The organism is Brevibacterium sp. FME37, assembly GCF_014897485.1.
In the GTDB taxonomy this organism is placed as follows: Bacteria; Actinomycetota; Actinomycetes; order Actinomycetales; family Brevibacteriaceae; genus Brevibacterium.
On sequence record NZ_JABUYE010000002.1, the window covers coordinates 311,520 to 331,292 of the forward strand.

Genomic DNA, 19,773 nt, shown 5'->3' on the forward strand with positions numbered 1-19,773 from the left:
AACACACCTTCACATACACACGCACTATGAACACCACATATAGCGACCACCTGCTGATATTGACACAACCTGTGGTGAGCACCTGAACAAATCTGGAGAATTTCGAAATCATTCGCCGTCGGTGGGATTATGGAGACATGAGAGTCGAATCACTCGCGATCGCTGCCCGATCCCAGCATCCGCCCACTGAAAACGGGCGTGCAGGCGGCCCGAAGACGATAGAGACGCGATGATGAACGACCGACTGCTCACCGTGTATGCGCCTCCCGTCGAGGAGGACATCACAGCCGGGTCTGATCTGGCAGCGATACTTGTCAACGCTCTGCGCCGGAATCGGATCGACCTCAAGGACGGCGACATCCTCGTCATCGCATCGAAGGTTGTGTCCAAAGCGGACGGACGTCTGCGCAGTGTGAAGGACCGAGCGGAGTTCGAGGATCTGGTCAAGGATTCCTCGAATCACCTTGTTGCCGAACGGACCTATGCCTCGGGGTCGACCGTCCAGATCGTGCGCACCCATTCGGGCACCGTGCAGGCGGCGGCCGGGCTCGACCAGTCGAATTCGAGCGGCGCGGTCGTCCTCCACCCTCAGGACAGCGATGATTCGGCTCAGAAGCTGCGGCTGCGGGTCGAAGAATCCTTCTCGGTGCGGATCGGCGTCGTCATCTCCGACACCATTTCGCGGCCCTGGAGGATCGGTGTCGGCGACTTCGCGCTCGGTCTCTCCGGCTTCTCCGGACTTGATGATCAGCGCGGTAAGCCAGACGACGATGGCCGAATGCAGTCGGTGACTGTTCGCGCGGTCGCCGATGAGATCGCGGCAGCGGCAGATCTCGTCAAGGGATCATCACGTGGCCTGCCGATGGCGTTGGTCCGAGGCGCCGGCGGGTACCTGGACAACGGCCAAGCCGGGGCGAAGGCGCTGAGCCGCGACCTCGGCGAGGACTGGTTCCGCTACGGCCACGTCGAAGCAATCCACAGAGGGCTCGGAGTCACGAAGCTGCCGGGCCGCGCCGCTGCCGGAGACAACAGCGACGACATCCTCGAACGCGTCTCCCGAGCCATCCGCGTCGTCCGCGCGGGAACCACGCGCACCCCAGGGCAGGCGGCGTGGCGGATGCGCATTGAAGGTTCCGGATCCAGGATCACGCTTGCCCCCTCGGACTCTCCGGCGACGCCGCAGGCTGGTGGCCCTCCCCTGTTGGAGGCGATGGTCGGCCTCGGCTCACTCGTCGAGCGCATGCACACCGCTCTCTTCGCCGAGGATCTCAGCGCCACCACGAAATGGGAGTGGGCCGAGGGAGAACTCGGAGCATTCCCCCACGGGGTGCGCATCAACATCGGACTCATCAACCACTGAACGTCGCAGGCATCGAACGATTCATCCTCATCCAGAAAGCAGGTCATCCCTCGTGGATCTCTCCATCATCAGCCGCACCGGCGGACCCATCCTCTTCTGGCGCGGCCCTGACTACGACCGACTCGATCTCACCGGTCCGGTCGTGGCCAACTGGGTGAACAAGGGTGTCGGTCTCTTCGGAGACTACGACCTCGGCCCCGACTTCACGCTCTTCGTGCCGATGCCTGCTGGACTGCACTGGCGTGAGCTCGTCGCGATCCTTGCCGTCCTCCTCGCCGATGGTCGCGTCGTACTGGGAACAGATACACAGTCCGACGATTCGATGGCCTCAACAGCCGCCTCGGCCGCACCGGAAGGTGACTTCCATGCCTTCGTGCCGCTGGGCTACGAGGACGATGTACGTCTCTCCGATGCTGAAGAGGTCTTCGTCTACAACCCACCGGCATTGGCTCTGAGCACCCCGGTCGGTGAGGACTTCATCGACGTCAACTCCGCGATCCGCGCCTACCCCGACGTGACGCCTCGGCGCCTCCAATCCACCGGGACTCTCATCGTCGGTGACCAGGAGGTCGAGTGGACCGAAGCACCGAAGGACTCCAAAATCGGCATCCTCGTTTCGAACTCGACTCCCCTCCCCGAGGAGTGGGCGACATTCCTGGGCCATCTTCTGCGCGGCGGTGAGTCGCTGCTGGCCAACGGGATGGACAAGGCTCGCATTACGGACCTGGCGAGCAGCCTCGGCGAGGTCCGTGGCAGACTGGGAACATGGACAAAGTAGTTGATACCCCCGCTGCCGCGGTAGCCGATATTGCAGATGGATCATCGATCGCCGTGGGCGGTTTCGGTGTCGTCGGCGTGCCCGAATTCCTGATCCGAGCGATCAAGGAACAGGGCGCCAAGGACCTCGAAGTGATCTCGAACAACGCCGGAGTCGACGGGCGGGGCTTGGGCCTGCTGCTCGCCGACCACCGTCTCCGTCGCATCATCGCCTCCTACGTCGGCGAGAACAAGGAATTCGCACGCCAGTACCTCTCTGGTGAACTCGAAGTCGAGCTCACCCCGCAGGGCACGCTGGCAGAGAAGATGCGTGCCGGTGGAGCCGGGATTCCCGCGTTCTACACGATCACCGGAGCTGGCACTCAGGTCGCCGACGGCGGCATGCCGTGGAAGTACGACACAGAGGGCAACGTCGTCAAGGAATCACCGGCCAAGGACACCCGGGTCTTCGACACCTTCGGCGAAGAGAAGGAATACGTTCTCGAAGAATCGCTGGCACCCGATTATGCGCTCGTTCGCGCCGCTGTCGGAGATCGTCACGGCAACCTCGTCTTCCACTCATCGGCCCGGAACTTCAATCCCCCGGCAGCGCAGTCGGCTCGGATCACCATCGCCGAGGTCGAGAAGCTCGTCGAGCCCGGCGAGATCGACCCCGATGACGTGCACGTACCCGGCATCTTCGTCCACCGCGTCGTCGAGCTGACCCCGGAGCAGGTGGCCGACAAGCCCATCGAGAAACGCACCGTTCGCACAGAGCCAACCGCTGTAGAGGGCTGAGGAGAACCAGATATGTCATTGACAAGAAACCAGATGGCGGCCCGCGCAGCCCAGGAACTCGAAGACGGAAGCTACGTCAACCTGGGCATCGGAATGCCGACACTCGTACCCAACTACCTGCCCGAGGGAGTCGATCTCGTCCTCCAGTCGGAGAACGGCCTGCTGGGCGTCGGCCCCTACCCCACGGAGGAAGAGATCGACCCTGATCTCATCAACGCCGGCAAGGAGATCGTCACGATGGCCCCCGGTGCCTCCTACTTCGACTCTGCTGCCAGCTTCGGCATGATCCGCGGCGGCAAGGTCAATGCCGCGATCCTCGGCGCGATGCAGGTCGCCACGAACGGCGACATCGCGAATTGGATGATCCCCGGCAAGATGGTCAAGGGCATGGGCGGGGCAATGGACCTGGTCCACGGCGCGCAGCGCGTCATCGTCATCATGGACCACGTTGCCAAGGACGGCTCACACAAGCTCCTGCCCAGCTGTGAGCTGCCGCTGACCGGCAAGGGCGTCGTCAGCCGTGTCATCACCGACATCGCAGTGCTCGACGTCTCCGGAGACTCATTCACCCTCGTCGAGCTGGCTCCCGGGGTCACCGTTGAGGAAGTCAAGGAGAAGACCGGCGCCGAGGTAAACGTCCCCGACGACGTCCCTACTATCAGCGTCGACGCTGCCTGAATCACCGCGCGATAGCGCGGTTGCCGGGTCCTGTGGTCCCGGCAGTCTGAAAAGAGGCCGTCCTGAGCCGATTCCTTTTGAGGAGTTCGGCCCAGGGCGGCCCTTTTCACGTGCGAGGAATGCTGTGCAGACGTCATGGGGCGAAGCGCGGTGCAGGCGTCATGGGGCGGGAGCGCTTCGCCTCTTAACCGTCGGCGATCAGCCTATTCGCCGTCCCGCGTACCACGCACCGTCGGACGTTCAGCACCTCGTCACCCACACGGACAACAGCTCACTCAGCACCACCTACACTCCATGCAAGACGCCACCGCAGCAATGGGTTGATCCGCTGCTCACGGTACGGGGTGCTCGCGAAATCTGAACGATCCGAGAGGCTCGAGAGATCCAGTCGCAGCTGGTTCAGACGGAGGGCAGCGTGGCGTCGAGACCGGTAGTGGCCACGAACAGATCTCCGTGGCCGTCTGCGGTCACTGTGGGCTCGTTGGCCGCGATGAACACGCTCTGGCCACGTGCGAGTGTCACTGTGGACCCGAGGGACGTCAGAGTGACGCTGCCCGAGGTGCACAGGGCGATGCTCGCGCCTCGGCGTTCGACCTGTGTCAGTCGTGGGCAGCGCAACGACTGCAGGGCGAAGTCTTCGGTCGCGCCGAGGAGGATTCCGTCACGGTCGGGTTCGACCATCCGAGGTGTGGCCGAGGTGAACTTCGCAACCTTGCCCAGCTCCGGGATGTCGATGTGCTTGTTCGTCAGTCCACCCCGCAGGACGTTGTCGCTTGAGGCCATGACCTCGATCCCGGTCCCACCCAGGTAGGCGTGGAGCACGCCTGATTCCATCGCGAGGGCTTCCCCGGGCTGTAGGTGGACGCGATTGAGCATGAGCGCCACCAGCACTCCGGGATCGGAGGGATAATCGGCCACAAGTTCCTGGAAGGTCTCCGCAGGATCGACGGCTGTGCCCGAACGGCTGATGTGGCCTTCGGACAGTTCAGCCAGATCCTGCGCGGCGACCTCGTCAACGAATGCAGCGGACCGCGAGTCGCCGAGGACGAGTTCGACCGTTTTGGCGAAAGCCTTGGCCTCAGTCAGGGACTTCAGCGCGGAGACCACATCACCCAGAAAGTCCAGGGAGACCGGCGACAGAGACAGCGAGAGCAGACGTTCGAAGGTTGCTCGCACGGCCTTACGCGACCGGAATCCGGTCAGCGCGTGGAATTCGGTGAGGGCGTAGATAAGCTCCGGCTTCGCGGAGGGATCTTTGTAGTTTCGGGTCGGTGCGTCGAGATCGGGGCCTTGCGACTCTTCGCGGGCGAATCCGATGGCCGCCTGCTCGGGATTCGGGTGAACCTGGATCGAGAGCGCCTTCTGCGCGGAGAGGACCTTGAGCAAAAAGGGCAGACGCGGCCCGAAGGCGTCCAGCGAATCGTGGCCCAGCAGTCCGTCTGGATCACCGGCGAGATATTCGATGAGGTTGGGGCCGACCGTATTGCTGGCCGTCTTCACGTCCAGAGATGATGATGCCCCCTGCTGCGCGGAACGGTGGGTCGAGCGCTGCTGATCAAACTGTCCTGCGTCTAGATGGGAGGGGCTCATAGGGTGGGCTCCGAGCCACAGCTCGGCGCAGGGAGTGCCGTCGGGAGCGGTTCCCAGGATTGCCGGGATCGCGTCCGTGCTGCCCCACGCAAAATTCTTGACCGTATTGTGCAATCGACGCACTGTCTTGGTCCCCTTCGGCTGGACTCATCGGATGAACATACGCACTTGCTGTGCGTGTTTCTCCACGTTAGCGCGTTCATCTCGACTAATCATCGATTTCGGAAGTGCCTTCACTGACTGTTCAGCTAAGGACATCTGCTGTTCACCAGGTGCGACCAGGGCGAATAGAAAAGCACATGGGGATGGCCGGACGAGAAGAGTGAGGCTGTCCGCAATTCCGGCCTGAGGAGAACTGGGACCGGGCGGTACATGGTCCGGAGACCAAAACGTCTCGTGGCCAGTTCCTTTCAGAACCGGCCACGAGACAGTGGGACTTTCTGCGAAGCCTCACCCAGCTCCTAGCTGAGGCGAGGTCGCTGTGATCAGCCGACTACGCGGATGACCTTCGCTCCACGATTGAGCATCCAGCTGTAGCTGCGCTTCGTCGTGTTCGTCCGGGTCGAGCCCGCATCGTACATCTGCCCCTTGGTTTCAGAGATGATGCCGATGTGGCCTGGGATCCAGATCAGATCGCCTGCTTTGGCCTGGCTGACCGGAATGACCGTCCCCGCGTTGCGCTGCTGGCTGGTTGTACGCGGCAGTTTGATGCCGTGCTTGCCATAGACGTACTGGGTGTATCCAGAGCAGTCCCAGCCCTTCGTCGGAGAGGTTCCACCCCAGACGTACCTCACGCCGAGGTGGCCCTTCGCTTCGCTGATGATGGAGTCACGCTGAGCCTGGATCTTCTCAGCCTTGGACGGCTTGTCCTTCTTGTCTTTTTTGCTGTCCTTCGGCTTGTCCTTCTTGCTGTCCTTGGACTTGTCGCCATCCTTGGACTTGTCGTTCTTCTTATCGTCCTTAGGCTTGTCAGACTTCGACTTGCCGTCGTCCTTCTTATCGTCCTTGGCCTTGTCATCAGCCTTGGACTTGTCATCCTTGGAACCCTTGTCGTCAGCCTTGGCGTCTGTAGAACCTTCCCCGGAGTCTGCAGCCGCACCGCCATCGGTGGCCTTGTCGCCCGGTGGCGCCGACTCATCGGCACCACCGGAAGCGTTGGCATCATCGGAATCGCCCGGACCATTGTTGTCGACTACGCCGCCTTCAATGGTTCCCTTGGGCGAGAACTCCGTAGTCCCGTATCCCTCGGCCCAGACGAGTCGAGCGCCTTCGAACAGCTGCTCTCCTCGCCCGTCCTTGTAGACCGGGTCTGAGGTGGGGTAACCGAGGTGTCCCTTGACGGTACCTTTGTCACCCCAATAGTTCAGGAGCGTGCCGGTGGTGTAGTGAGCACCGGTGTCCTTGGACCAGTAGATCTTGCCCTTCTGGAACGACTGTGCCGATCCCCCGTCTTTCAGGCCGCCCTTCTCTTGCGAGGTGGGCAGGCCCAACCGGGTGACAACGTCACCCTTATACGAGTTCTTGATCGCACCGGTCAGGTGGTAGGCACCGGTCTTCTTGGACCAGAAGACGTTGCCCTTCTCGTAGCTGCGGGTACGTGCCCCGTCAACGCCCTTGACATCGTGTTCCTTGCCAGTGGCCTTGCCGAGTTCCTTCGTGTGGTCGGCAGCGTACTTGTCGATGGCAGTCTTGGGCTTCGGCGTTGCCTTCTTGCCATCGTCCTTCTTCTTGCCATCGTCCTTCTTCTTGCCATCGTCTTTCTTGCTGTCGTCCTTTTTCTTGTCGTCCTTTTTCTTGTCGTCCTTCTTCTTATCGGACGGCAGTTCGCCGGACTTCGTGATGCTGGTGACAGTCGAGCGGATTTCGCCCATCTTGGAGTAGAAGGCATCACCGGGGCAGCTGGTGTTCGCGAGGTCGCGGTGTGCGACGACGGTCGATTTGCTCGGCTTGACGCCATCGAGCGAGAGCTTCCAGGCGATCGCCGAGGCGACTGCGTCCCGGGTCTTCTTCGGCGGGGCCGACTTGTCATAGGAGCCGATCACCGAGATGCCGAATGTTCCGGTGTTGTGTCCGGCAACGTGGGCACCGACGACGGCTTTCTTGATGTCGCCGCCGCGGGCCTGCCAGAGGCGACCGTACTTATCGGCGATGACGTTGTATCCGATGTCGCTCCAGCCGCGACCCGACTGGTGGTAGGACTGGATACCGCGCAGGACCGAGGGAACGTCTTCAGCAGAGTAGCTGTTCGAACCTGCGGTGTGGTGAACGACCGCCTGCTTGATGCCGCTGGCATAGTCGGGGCTGCCCTTGTATGCCTTGGCACCCCAGGAGGAGCGCGAACCGATCTTCGGCTTCGGCACCTTGGCCGATTTCGCCACGTTGTTCACGGAAGAAGATCCGGGAACGTAGTTCTGATTGGTGACCTCGGCCTGACCCGATGCAGCCACATTCTCGGTGTTCGCAGCATCGGCGGTCGAGCCGGAGCTCGTCTCCGAGGTGTCGGCATCGGTTTCGGCGGAATCTGAGTTCTGCGGTTCGATCTCGACAGGAGCATTCTCCGCCACGGCGGCAGCATCGTTGGGATTCTGCTTCGGGTCGACGAGTACGAGCTCGGCGTCGCTGGGAGCCTTGTCGCCCAGGATGCGCATCTGCACACCCGAGGCACGGTTGACGGTGAACGGCTCGGAGCCTTCGTTCTTCGCCTGCTCCTGCTTCTCCTCATCCAGAGACTCCCAGTTACCCCAATCAGAACCACTCTTGACGCGGACCTGAATGCGGATATTGGACTGCGTTTGGGAGAAGGTGAAGCCGATGAGGCTCGGGTTGTTGGTCGGAACGTCGAGAACGTCGGAGATCAGCGCAATGTTGACGCCGTCCTCGGTCTTCTGACGAACCGAACCCGAGATGTCGTCGCTGTCCTTCGAGTCCTCAGAAGATTCGGAGCCCTTGGATGTCTCGCCATCGGACGCTCCATCCTTCTTCTCCGACTCTTCAGCAGACGCCGATGGGTCAGCCTTCGGCGCGGAGTCTTCCGATGCAGCCGCTTCGCCTGCACCCTCAGGTGAGGACAGTCCTGCAGAGACAGGATTGATCGACCCTGTGGAGCCGGCAGCAGCACCGGAACTCGCGTTGACGAAGGCTGGCACCTGCGTCGAGGCGGCAGCCGTCTGCGACTTGAAGATGTTCGGCAGATTGCTGGTTGTGCTTTGGTTGGCAACGCTGGCAGAGGAGTCACTGGAATCACGGGCACCGGGGACATTGAGTCCGTCTTCGCTCACGCTCAGCGCCTCTTGGGTCACTTCCGGCTCAGTCGATGCCGCGAAGGCAGTCGGTGCCGTGACCGCTAAGGTGCCGACGAGTGCGACTGTTGCGCAGCCCGCGACTGTGGGCAATAAGTATTTCATCGTTCAGCCTTTTCGAGGAAGTCAGGGAAGTTCAGGCCCTGGAATCATCTCACCGTTGGCAGGACGGTGGGTAATCCCAACATCTCAAAATTGTTACACATATACGGCGTGTCACACTAGCCAAATTACAAATTAATCAAATTACACCAGTGTGGTTCCCAGTGTTTGCAAGGGACACACCGAGGGAAAGTTTTTCTGGCAAACGGCTGCGATTCCCGGCTTCTGTCGTCAGCCTCACAAGACCGCCTGGGTCATCGCAACCTCAGGGAACGTAGCAGATAGCTCTCTCTGCGCTCTCTTGGCCCTCGTCAGAGCCGCCTTCGCTTCCACTTTGAGCACTGACCCGGGTGTCACTGCCAGCCGAGAGACCACGGCCCGCATTGACCCCTGCAAGAGCTGCAGAGTTGCCACCTGGCGCCGCCTGAGCGCCTTTGTCCTTCTCAGAATCCTTGGACGATTTTTCGATCGTGTCCGCAATCAAGGTCCGGGCGGTGTCGAAATCAGGGTGTGATGGTGTCACGTTGGGCGGAGTGAGGTCAAGCGACTCGATCTTCTGCGACTTCACCTTCAGCGCGAGATCGACGAAATCATCCACCTCGGAGGAGGGAATGTCCGTCGACAGTGCGCCTGGTGTGGCTTTGGCGATCTCCTGGTACCGGGTGAGAACGGTAGCGGGGTCGAGCTGCTTGACCATCGCCGTCTGCACGCAGCGCTGCCGGATCATCCGCTCGTAGTCGCTGGAGAACTCCCGTGAGCGAGCGAACCACAATGCGTGGAAGCCGTCGAGCTTCTGCTTGCCCGGCTCGATCCAGCCCTTGACCGGACCGTGCTCGCCGGTCGTCGGATCGACCTTCGAGGAGATGGGGACTCGCTTGCCTGAGACCAGCGTGATCCCGCCGAGAGAGTCGATGAGCTTTTCGAACCCCTTGAGGTTGACCATGGCGAAGTACTGGACTTCGAGACCGGTGATCGCCGAGGCAGCATCCATAGTGGCCTGCTCCCCTGCCCGCTTCGGGTCCTCGAACTCGTCCTTGTGTCGCTCGCCTTGCTGGAAGACGGCATTGAGCAGGCATTCGTCACCACAGTTGAACCCCTGTGGGTAGTGCTTGTACAGCGGGGAGCCCTTGGGGAAGGGCACGTTCTCCATATTGCGTGGAAGGCCGACGATGACCGTCTTGCCGGTCTTCGCATCGATCGAGACCAGGGACAGCGAATCCGGACGGATGCCGGTGCGTCCCTTGCCGGCGTCTGAGCCGAGGAGAAGAATGTTGTAGCGGCCATCGACGGGCTTCGCCGCTTTTCCGGAGGCGAAGAGGTCAGCCATCAGTCCGCGCTGGGAATCCAGCAGAGTGGTGCCCCAGGCCAGTGGGCCGACAACGACGAGGACCAGGGCGCAGAATGCGGCGACAAAGCGCTTGCGCGCCCGCGCCGAGAGTGTGACCAGCTTGATCCGGCGCAGCGTGTCGAAGAGGCACACGATCCAGTTGATGGCGATGACCGGCAGCCAGATTGTGAGGAACGTCAGCAGGAATGGATTCGTGCCGATCGTGAAGAGGAACTTCTTGTCGATGAGAATCACGATCAGAGCAATGATCGTAAGGATCCAGCTGATCGCGGTGATCGACAATGAGATCTTGGCCCAGCGGCGAGCCCGGAACAGCAGCTGCACTCCCCCAGGAATGAGAACAGTGACTAGGAGAAGGATCCACGCCCGTACATCCCGCGTCGGCTGTGAAGCGTACGAGGGATGATGAATGGGGTCGACGTATCTCGTTTCGGCCACTGACCTACCTTTACCTCGCGCTCGCTGCTGCTATGGCCACCCCGCTGACCTGAGGCCCGCGGCGACACAGACCACTGTGCCAAACCTTCTGGAGAGTCCACTGTGTTCATCCATTGTGGCGCGTGGGAGCCGTGGATTCCGGCACATTTCGCCTGCGCATGTCGCGTCGTTCCAGGAGTACTTGATCACAGATACGAAGGAGGCCACCACTTGGAGGCGGTGGCCTTCTTTCGTGCGGTGAGCGCTCTCACCTGCTGAAACATCAGCCGATGAGCTTACGGCCCATCACCATGCGCTGGATCTGGTTGGTGCCTTCGTAGATCTGTGTGATCTTCGCATCACGCATCATCCGCTCGACAGGGTGGTCGACGACATAGCCAGCCCCGCCGAGGAGCTGGACGGCATCGGTCGTGATTTCCATGGCCGCGTCCGAGGCGAAGGCCTTCGCCGCTGCGCCGAAGTACGTGAGGTCGTCATCGAAGCGCTGGCTCTTGGCTGCCGCGGTGTACGTGAGCTGACGGGCCGCCTCGAGTTTCATGCCCATATCGGCGAGCATGAACTGAATGGCCTGGTTCTCGGCGATGTTCTTGCCGAACTGCTGACGCTCCTTGACGTAGCCCAGCGCATAGTCCAGCGCGCCCTGGGCGATGCCGACGGCCTGAGCCGCGATCGTGACGCGAGTGTGGTCCAGTGTCCGCAGAGCGATCTTCAGGCCCTCACCTGGGTCACCGATGATGCGGTCACCGGGCAGGCGAACATTGTCGAAGAGGAGTTCGCGCGTCGGTGAGCCCTTAATGCCGAGCTTGCGCTCCTTCTCGCCGAAGGTGAAGCCCTCATCGGACTTCTCCACGACGAAGGCGGAGATGTTGCGTCCGCGAGCACCGTCCGGGTCGGTCACGGCCATGACCGTGTAGTAATCGGAAACGCCGGCGTTCGTGATCCAGGTCTTGACTCCGTTGAGGACCCAGTCGTCGCCATCGGCGATGGCCCGGGTCTTCATCGAAGCTGTATCGGATCCGGCTTCGCGCTCGGAGAGCCCGTAGGAGAAACCAGCCTCTCCACGGGCGACCTGTGGGAAGTACTTCGCCTTGATCTCTTCGCTGCCGCCGAGCTGGACCGGCATGCTGCCGAGTTTGTTCACCGCTGGGATGAGAGAAGACGAAGCGCATCCACGGGCGACCTCTTCGATGATGATGGCCACTGCCAGCGCGTCGGCACCCATCCCGCCGTGCTCCTCGGGAATGTGGGCGGCGAAGAAGTCGGTCTCGACCAACGCGTCGTGGGCTTCCTGCGGGTAGCGGGAATCGGCGTCAACCTCGGCGGCGAAGGGCGTGATCTTCTTCTCGACGACGTTGCGCACTGCCGCGCGGATCTCTTCGTGTTCTTCGCTGGGCTGGTAGAGGTCGAACATCATTCTCCTATAACTGATCGATCGTTAAGTACTACTATTATCGCCGCAGTGCCTGCCCTTTGTCGAGAGCGACCTGACGCAGCTGGCTCCGATGGTCGTCGAGTCGACCGCGGATCTCCGCCGCTGCTGCCGTGTCACCGGCGCCCAGGATCCGGGCGGCGAGCAGTCCCGCGTTCTTGGCTCCGCCGATGGAGACCGTCGCCACGGGGACCCCTCCGGGCATCTGCACAATCGAGAGCAGGGAATCCATGCCATCGAGGTACTTCAGCGGGACGGGCACGCCGATGACCGGAAGTGAGGTCATCGAGGCGATCATTCCGGGCAAGTGGGCCGCTCCCCCAGCTCCGGCGATGATGACGCGCAGGCCGCGATCTGCTGCGGTCTTGGCCCATTCGACCATTTCCTCGGGCATGCGGTGGGCGGAGACGACCTCCGCGGTGGAGTCGATGCCCAGTTCCTCGAGCGCTTCCGCCGCGGCCTTCATCGTCGGCCAGTCCGAATCCGATCCCATGACGATTCCGACGACAGCGGGCACGGAACTCGCAGAGCCCGTCGCCGAGGTGGTCCCGGAGGTCTCGTCGACAGCTGGGGTCTCGTTCGTCGTGGAGTTCTCGTCATTCGTGTGCGGCATATCAGGCCCTTTCGTCACTGGAGGTGGCACTTACGCCACCGGAGTCGCCGGCGGCCGGTGTCGCTTCGAGATTCGCAGGGGCCGGCATCTTCGGATGCGGGTCGACGTCGACGCCGGCGATGAAGTCCGCCGCGTGACGGGCACGAGCGAGCACAAGGCCCGAGTCCTGTCCGTAGGCATTGACGTGGCCGACCTTTCGGCCCGGGCGCACGCCCTTGCCGTAGAGGTGGACCTTCACAGCGGGGTCGTGTGCCATGACATGGAGATACGGGTGGAAGAGGTCTTCATGGTCAGCACCCAAGATGTTGACCATCACGGAGAAATCCTCCCGGGCCGCGGGGCTGCCCAGGGGCAGGTCGAGGACCGCGCGAAGGTGCTGTTCAAACTGACTGGTCACGGCCCCGTCCTGAGTCCAGTGACCCGTGTTGTGGGGACGCATCGCAAATTCGTTGATGAGGAAGCCTTCGGCGGTCTCAAACAGCTCCATCGCCATCACACCGGTGACCTCGAGCGCCCCGGCGACCTTGAGGATCGCCTCGGTGATCTCCGTCGCCTTCTCGACTGCGAGCCCCGGAGCGGGAGCAATGGCTTCCTTGCACACACCGTTCTGCTGCCAGGTCTCAACAACGGGCCAGACTGCGGTCTGGCCCATCGGAGAACGTCCGACCATGACGGCAAGCTCCCGGGTGAAGTCCACCTTCTCCTCGGCGAGCAGCGGCCCGACCTCGTCGAGCCAAGTCAGAGCTTCATCGAGAGTGTCGATGACTCGCACACCCTTGCCGTCATAGCCGCCACGAGGAGTCTTGAGGATGAAAGGGAAACCGACCCGCTGCGCGAAGGCTTCGACATCGGCGCGTGAGGTGATCTCGGCCCATGCGGGGTTCGGCAGCCCGAGTTCGTCCATCCTCCTGCGCATCAGGATTTTGTCCTGAGCGAAGATGAGGGCCTGGGGTCCAGGTCGGATCGCATGGCCAGCCTCGGCGAGGGCCTGCAGATGTTCGGGAGGAACATGCTCATGGTCGAAGGTCACCACATCCACTGTCTCGGCGAAGGCCTTGAGGGTCGCGAAGTCCGTATAGTCTCCGACGCTCACCTCATTGATGACCTGGGTGGCCGGGGCGTCAGCGGTCTCAGCGAGAACTGAGAAGCGGATGCCGAGGGCTTCTGCGGCAGGGGCAAGCATACGTGCCAATTGGCCGCCGCCAATGACACCAACACGAGGAAAAGTCACGTCTGCAATACTATCGCCCGCCGCGGACATGAGACGCACGGGTTCCTTCTGCGAGTCCCGGGCTCAGCTGAGGAGCCCATTTTCAGCTGGAGCGACGCAGTCTCCACAACGACGTGACCTCGGCCCCACGAGCTTTGTGCAGCTCGTCCTCGGTGTCAGAGGCACGGGGATGGCGCGGGGTGGTGTCGTGCCGATCGTGGATCCGCAGCCCTGCTTCGGCGAAGCGCTCCAGCAGAGCTTCGCGGGTTCGCAGGCCGAGGTGTTCGGCGAGGTCGGACAGAATCAGCCATCCCTCGCCGGCAGGAGAGAGGTGCGCGGCCAGACCGTCGATGAATCGGTGGAGCACATCGGAGCCGGGGTCATAGATTCCGGCCTCGAGGGCAGATGTCGGTCGGGCAGGCAGCCAGGGCGGGTTGCACACGACGAGGTCGGCTCGCCCCTGTGGGAAGAGATCGGCCTCGACCACCTCGGCGGTTCGACTCAGTCCGAGGCGTTCCAGGTTCTCGCGAGCGCAGACCACGGCACGAGGATTGATGTCCGTGGCCACTACCCGACTCACACCACGGCGCAACAGCACAGCGGCGAGCACGCCCGTACCGGTACCCAGGTCGAAGGCCGTATCGGGTGGCGCTGAACTGTCCGTACTGGAGTCTGGAAGTGGTGTCTGGGCGACGAGGTCGACGTATTCTCCGCGGATCGGGGAGAACACACCGTAGCGCGGGTGGATGTCCTCGCCGAGGGCGGGAATGGCCACACCCTTCAGCTGCCATTGGTAGGCGCTGAGGACCCCGTTCAATTCGGTCATGGAGACGCACATCGGGCCCGTCGATGGGCCGTAGGCAGCCTTGCAGGCCAGGCTCACATCGGGGGCGCGGCGCAGATTCAGGCGGTAGTCATCGTCGAGTTCGACGATCAGTGCACCAAGCAGTCGAGCACGATCGGCGATGTAGCGACGCTGTGCTTCGAAGGCCTCGGCCCCGCCGTTGTGCCGGCCGTCCGCCTGGTCGACTCCGTGCCGGCCTGCACTTCTCCCATCAGCACCCTGTCTATCGCCGCCCCGCTTGCCGGTTCCCCGGCGGGCACTATGGCATTTGAAGCGGCGGTCCATCGCCTGCAGCAGCTGACGGCCGTTGTGATAGTCGCCGCGCCACAGCAGCCCGGTCCCGGTCCGGGCCAGCCGGTAGGCGGCATCGGCAGTGATGTCATCGCTGACCACGATGACCTGTCCCGGAGGTGCGGACTGGTTCTCCGAATGCCAGTTCGCCGCACGATGAGCTCCGCCCTCGGTCCAGTCGAGCCCGGTCGCTGAAGGAACGAGTCCGCCCGCTGAGGGGTCGGGACCGGTCGCGGAAGGGCCGCTCCCGGTTGCGGAAGGGTCGACTCTGGTCACTGGGGGCTCCTGAATGCAGCGTTCAACGACACCCGTCACACCACGAGCAGGGGAATCTGGAGTTCGCGTTCCGTCGTCGAACCATGATGGCCGATGAGCGCGATCGCGGAGACAGATTCGTTGTCCGAGTCGACGATGGCGAATTCGTCCTGGCAGATGACCATGAGGTCGCCTATGCGCTGTCGGAACCGGGGGTCGACGGGGCCGAAGTAGTCGCGTCGGATGGCCTCATCGCGGCTGAGGATGAGTGCCCTGTCCCCCACTGTCTCGGTCCAGGCCGAGTAGACATCGGCCTCAGCACCGTCCTCGGCGTAGAGGTGGATCGCGCGCGGTTCGCCGCCGACATGTCTGACACCAGTACGCAGTGCGGGAGCATCGGCGAGGTCGAGGCGCAGATTGTGGTCGATGTCGACCATTCCATGATCAGCGGTGACGATCATCGTCGAATCGGCTGGCAGATCGTTGGCCAGCTGCGACAGTGCCAGGTCGACGTGTTCGAGCTCTTCGGTCCATTGCGAGGAGTTCGATCCGTAGACGTGGCCGGTCTTATCCAGGTTGCCCCAGTAGAGATAGACGAGACGACGACCGGGTGCCTTCGCCTCTTCGATGGCCTGGGCACAGCGCTGTTCGAGAGTCTTTGAGGCACGGAACCGTCCCCCACGCAGAGAGGCTCTGTTCAGGCCGCGTCCGGCGAATTTGGCCTCGCCGAGGCTGACGACGTCGACCTCGACCTCGGTGAGGCGTTCGAACAGGGTCGCGTCGGGCACCCAGGAGACCGGGTCGACGTCGAGGTCCCAGGTCAGCTGGTTGAACACAGCATCTTTGGCCGGGTCGAGGACTCGGTATCCGACGACGCCGTGGCCGCCGGGCAGTCGCCCTGTGGCCAGTGAGGACAGGGAGTTCGCGGTAGTCGAAGGGAATCCCGTGGACAGAGTCCGTCGCGAGGCAGCCTGGGACCGGAAGAAGGGTGTGTAGCCGCTGTACTGCTTGAGCTGGCTCTCTCCCATACCGTCGATGAGGACCACGATCGTCGTCCTCGAATCCCGGTCCAGCCCCAGAGACGCAGCCCGAGCCCGGGCAGTGTTATCGAAGATGTCTCCTGCGCCGAGGCTGAGCGCCGCAGCCGGGACCACGTCGGAGAGGATAGGTCCCGAATAGTCGGGCGGCCCTGTCAGGGGTGAGGTGGTCGCAGCTGCCATCAGCGGCGGGACCGGAGCCTGGCTTGGAACACGGCGGCCCGCAGCTTTCCGGCGAATTCGGCGATGCGGTCGACTGCGGACTGACCTTCGGCCTCGGCGGATACGCGCAGCATGACGTCTTCGGAGAAGATGGATCCGCCGTAGCCGTGATCGGCCGCGCAGTCCGGATCGCCGCAGGTCTCCGGGAAGGCTTCGATGCGCCGTGAGGCGCCCCAGGACATGGTCAGAGACACCTCGACCGGCTTGTCTCCGGGGATGTATCCGGCGGGGTCTGCGAAGGTCCGGCCGACCATGACTGTGCCGAGGCGTTCGAGTTCGATGTCTTCGCTGCTCGTCACGGCCCGTGGCTTGGAGCCGGGGACGACGTTCGGGTCATCGTCGACGTGCGCCAGCAGTAGGCGTGTTTCGGTGAGCACGAAGGCCGTGACGTGACGGTGGATGGATTCGATGTCGACGTGTGTGTCGATGTGGACGAAGTGAGCCAGAACCGGTTCGTCGAACAGAGAATCCGCCAGAATCCCCTGTGTGAGCTGTGGGTAGTATCCGGCCGACTGCAGATCGTGGACGAGAACTTCGGGTAAAGCCATGACTACCATTGTGCCGTACTCGCCCGTCTCTTCCCACTTGGGCTTATTCCTTCGGCTCCCGTTCTGCCACCTTCCAGTTGATGTTCGGCCGGAGATCCTCGCTGTCCGCTTATGCTGGGGTCATGGAAAATTATCCTGCCGAGTGGGAAGCCGATGTCGTCTTGCGCGACGGGGGAACCGCCCATCTTCGTCCCATCGTCCCTGCCGATGCCGACGCCCTGTCGAAGATGCACGAGGCGCAGTCGCCCGAGTCCGTCTACCTGCGTTTCTTCGCTCCTCTGCCCCGGCTGCCCAAGCGCGATCTGGAGCGGTTCGTCAACGTCGACCACCGAGAACGAGTGGCGATGATCATGTTGGTCGGGTCCGACATCATCGGCGTCGGTCGCTTCGACAAGATTTCGACCACATCCGCCGAGGTGGCCTTCAACATCGCCGATGCCCACCAGGGCCGCGGCATCGGTTCGATCCTGCTGGAGCATCTGGCCGCCGCGGCCCGGGATCTGGGGATCCGCAAATTCACCGCCGAGGTGCTGCCTCAGAACCGTTCGATGCTGCAGGTCTTCCAGGCCGCCGGCTACGAGGTGTCCCGCGGTTTCGATGACGGCGTCGTGGCCGTGAACTTCGACATCGATCCCACCGCACGGTCCATCGAGGTCCAGGCCTCCCGAGAGCACCGTGCCGAGGCACTGAGCGTGCGCACGGTCCTCCACCCCACCTCGGTGGTGGTGATCGGCGCCAGCCGCAAACGCAACTCCACCGGCCATCTCCTCATCCGCAATATCACCGCCGCGAAATTCACCGGCGATCTGTGGGTCGTCCACCCGGAAGTCGACCAGATCGCCGGAGTCCAGGCGTACCCGAGCCTTGGCGATCTGCCGGGCAAGGCCGACCTGGCCGTGATCGCGGTGCCCGCGGAATCCGCCACCGAGGTGGTCCAGGAGTGCGCGGCCCACGGGGTCAAAGCGGTCCTCGTCATCTCCTCCGGCTTTGCCGAGACCGGTGAGGACGGTGCTGAGCTGCAGCGCCAGATGGTCTCCACCGCTCGCGCCTACGGAATGCGCGTGGTCGGCCCAAACTCGTTCGGCCTCGTCAACGAAGCCGAAGACATCTCGCTGAACACATCGCTGGCCCCTTTCCTGCCGGCCTCCGGCACGCTGGGTCTATTCAGCCAGTCGGGAGCGTTGGGCACCGCACTCCTGGCGGGGGCGAAGAAGCGCGGACTCGGCATCTCCACGTTCGTCTCCGCTGGCAATCGCGCTGACCTCTCCGGCAACGACGTCCTCCAATACTGGGAGGAAGATCCGGCGACGAAGACCGTCGGTCTCTACCTCGAATCGATCGGCAACCCGCGCAAGTTCGCCCGCATCGCCCGCCGGGTCTCACGAGTGAAACCGGTCATCGTCATCAAATCCGACCTCACCGGACGGGAACTGCCGCCCGGCCACATCGTGCGCACCTCATCCTTGGCACCGAACACCCTCGATCAGGTGCTCGGCCAGGCCGGGGTGATCAGGGCCGATACGATCCACCAACTCTACGACTTGGCCCAGGTGTTCTCGACCCAGTCTCTGCCGGCGGGCAGGCGACTGGGAGTCATCGGCAACTCGGCGGCGATGGCCACCCTCGTGATCCAACGCGCCCGCTCCGAGGGGCTGCACGTCGAGACTGACCCTGTGTCGCTCCACCCTGAGGTCGAGGCCGAAACGTTCCGGGCCGAGCTCGAGGCCATGTATGCCCGTGAGGACATTGACTCCGTGATCGTCACCTTCACCCCCTCGGCCGGGGCCGAGGAGTCCGAGATCGCGGCTCACCTCTCCGAGGCGGCGGCTCGTTCGAAGAAGACGACCGTGGCCTGCTTCCTCGGCATCCAGGGTGTCCAGGATGAGCTGACCACCCACCTCAGCGACAGCGAGGGCACGCGGAACTCGCACACCGTGCCCAGCTATGTCGGTCCAGAGGATGCAGTGTGGTCTCTGGCCCGCGCCACCGACTATTCGCGGTGGCGCAGTGCCGACCACGGTCGCTTCCTTGAGGTCGAGGATCTCGACGACAAGGGTGTGCGCTCGATCATCGAATCGGTACTCTCCGATGCTGGGCCGGGCAAACCCGTCCGGCTCGACCGGGACCAGGCGAGCTCCCTGCTCTCCTGCTACGGAATCGAGGTGCTGCCCCACATCACAGCCGCCTCGGTGGACGATGCATTGGCCGCTGCCGATGAGATCGGCTATCCGGTTGCGCTCAAGGCAGTGTCGAACACCCTGCGCCACCGGATGGAGCTCGGAGGTGTGCGGTTGAACATCGACTCACCGGAAGAGCTGCGCGAGGACTTCCAAGCGATCCAGGAGACCATCAGCTCCCTCCTCGTCGAGGAGAATCCGCTGGTCGACGTTCAGGCTATGGCGCCCCCAGGCGTGCCCTGCGTGATCCGCGCCGGCGAGGACCACCTGCTGGGGCCGCTGCTCTCGTTCTCCCTGGCCGGGGATACGACCGAACTGCTCGGCGATGTCGAACATCGCGTGGCTCCCCTGACGGATAAAGATGCCGAAGACATGATCCGATCGGTGAAATCATCACCGAGGCTGTTCGGGTATCGGGGCCTGCCACCGGTGAACATCGACCCGCTGAAGGACGTGATCGAACGTCTGTCGGTACTCGTCGAGAGGCATCCGCAGATTCTCGAACTCGAAATCCATCCCATGGTCGCCACCGTGACCGGCGGACATCTGCTGAGTGTGAGGATTGAGCTGCTCACCGATTCCACACGCATCGATTCAACGCGGAGACTGCTGAGCTGATCCCTCGGATGAAATGTCACTTCTGTTCAGCTGACGTGTCCGAGGAATGCAGATATGACTCATTAAGTGGGAACCGACTGGAAGTTTGGCGAGTCTTATACCAATTCTTCTCTATTGCAGGTAGTGTCTGTATCCGTTCGACACCAAACGTTATGGATTC

General features: G+C 62.7%; 14 protein-coding genes. 5 read left to right on the forward strand and 9 right to left on the reverse strand.

Annotated elements, in window-relative coordinates:
* Positions 1 to 229 precede the first annotated feature (229 nt).
* The 4 genes from INT29_RS03640 to INT29_RS03655 are packed head-to-tail and all read left to right on the forward strand — an operon-like array spanning position 230 to position 3,592.
* Positions 230 to 1,360: a coenzyme F420-0:L-glutamate ligase gene (locus INT29_RS03640; RefSeq protein WP_226841571.1), complete on the forward strand. Its 1,131-nt coding sequence runs from the start codon at positions 230 to 232 to the stop codon at positions 1,358 to 1,360.
* A 52-nt stretch (positions 1,361 to 1,412) separates the two neighbouring features.
* Positions 1,413 to 2,138: a hypothetical protein gene (locus tag INT29_RS03645; protein ID WP_101569778.1), complete on the forward strand. Its 726-nt coding sequence runs from the start codon at positions 1,413 to 1,415 to the stop codon at positions 2,136 to 2,138.
* A complete protein-coding gene (locus INT29_RS03650; RefSeq protein ID WP_101569777.1) occupies positions 2,126 to 2,914 on the forward strand; it encodes a CoA transferase subunit A in 789 nt (262 codons plus the stop codon). Before INT29_RS03645 ends, INT29_RS03650 begins: the two co-directional genes overlap by 13 nt.
* 12 nt (positions 2,915 to 2,926) lie before the next feature.
* The gene (locus tag INT29_RS03655) at positions 2,927 to 3,592 is read left to right on the forward strand and encodes a CoA transferase subunit B (protein WP_101569776.1); all 666 of its coding nucleotides are present in this window, start codon (positions 2,927 to 2,929) and stop codon (positions 3,590 to 3,592) included.
* Positions 3,593 to 3,991: 399 nt separating this feature from the next.
* Here the strand turns inward: INT29_RS03655 and manA are convergent, their stop codons facing one another.
* From manA to INT29_RS03700, 9 genes are all read right to left on the reverse strand, one after another.
* The gene (gene manA, locus INT29_RS03660) at positions 3,992 to 5,305 is read right to left on the reverse strand and encodes a mannose-6-phosphate isomerase, class I (RefSeq protein ID WP_193070761.1); all 1,314 of its coding nucleotides are present in this window, start codon (positions 5,303 to 5,305) and stop codon (positions 3,992 to 3,994) included.
* 362 nt (positions 5,306 to 5,667) lie between these two features.
* On the reverse strand, positions 5,668 to 8,586 hold the full coding sequence (locus tag INT29_RS03665) for an NlpC/P60 family protein (RefSeq protein ID WP_226841572.1): 2,919 nt from the start codon (positions 8,584 to 8,586) through the stop codon (positions 5,668 to 5,670).
* Positions 8,587 to 8,848: 262 nt separating this feature from the next.
* Complete coding sequence (locus tag INT29_RS03670; protein ID WP_101569773.1) at positions 8,849 to 10,369, reverse strand: LCP family protein; 1,521 nt, start codon at positions 10,367 to 10,369, stop codon at positions 8,849 to 8,851.
* Positions 10,370 to 10,631: 262 nt separating this feature from the next.
* A complete protein-coding gene (locus INT29_RS03675) occupies positions 10,632 to 11,780 on the reverse strand; it encodes an acyl-CoA dehydrogenase family protein (RefSeq protein ID WP_101569772.1) in 1,149 nt (382 codons plus the stop codon).
* Between the two features lie 37 nt (positions 11,781 to 11,817).
* Positions 11,818 to 12,291: a 5-(carboxyamino)imidazole ribonucleotide mutase gene (gene purE, locus INT29_RS03680; RefSeq protein WP_193070802.1), complete on the reverse strand. Its 474-nt coding sequence runs from the start codon at positions 12,289 to 12,291 to the stop codon at positions 11,818 to 11,820.
* Between the two features lie 121 nt (positions 12,292 to 12,412).
* Positions 12,413 to 13,594 (reverse strand): 5-(carboxyamino)imidazole ribonucleotide synthase, encoded by a 1,182-nt coding sequence (locus tag INT29_RS03685; protein WP_413463153.1) that lies wholly within the window; start codon positions 13,592 to 13,594, stop codon positions 12,413 to 12,415.
* Positions 13,595 to 13,724: 130 nt separating this feature from the next.
* Positions 13,725 to 15,032 carry a methyltransferase gene (locus tag INT29_RS20550; protein ID WP_193070763.1) on the reverse strand — a complete coding sequence of 436 codons (1,308 nt, stop codon included), beginning with the start codon at positions 15,030 to 15,032 and terminating at the stop codon, positions 13,725 to 13,727.
* Between the two features lie 35 nt (positions 15,033 to 15,067).
* Positions 15,068 to 16,231 (reverse strand): alkaline phosphatase family protein, encoded by a 1,164-nt coding sequence (locus INT29_RS03695; protein ID WP_193070764.1) that lies wholly within the window; start codon positions 16,229 to 16,231, stop codon positions 15,068 to 15,070.
* Entirely contained in the window at positions 16,231 to 16,818 is a 588-nt protein-coding gene (locus INT29_RS03700; RefSeq protein WP_101569768.1) for a DUF5998 family protein, read from the reverse strand. Before INT29_RS03700 ends, INT29_RS03695 begins: the two co-directional genes overlap by 1 nt.
* 122 nt (positions 16,819 to 16,940) lie before the next feature.
* On the opposite strand from INT29_RS03700, the gene INT29_RS03705 reads away from it, so the two are divergent.
* Positions 16,941 to 19,613 (forward strand): bifunctional GNAT family N-acetyltransferase/acetate--CoA ligase family protein, encoded by a 2,673-nt coding sequence (locus INT29_RS03705; RefSeq protein WP_193070765.1) that lies wholly within the window; start codon positions 16,941 to 16,943, stop codon positions 19,611 to 19,613.
* Positions 19,614 to 19,773 lie beyond the last annotated feature (160 nt).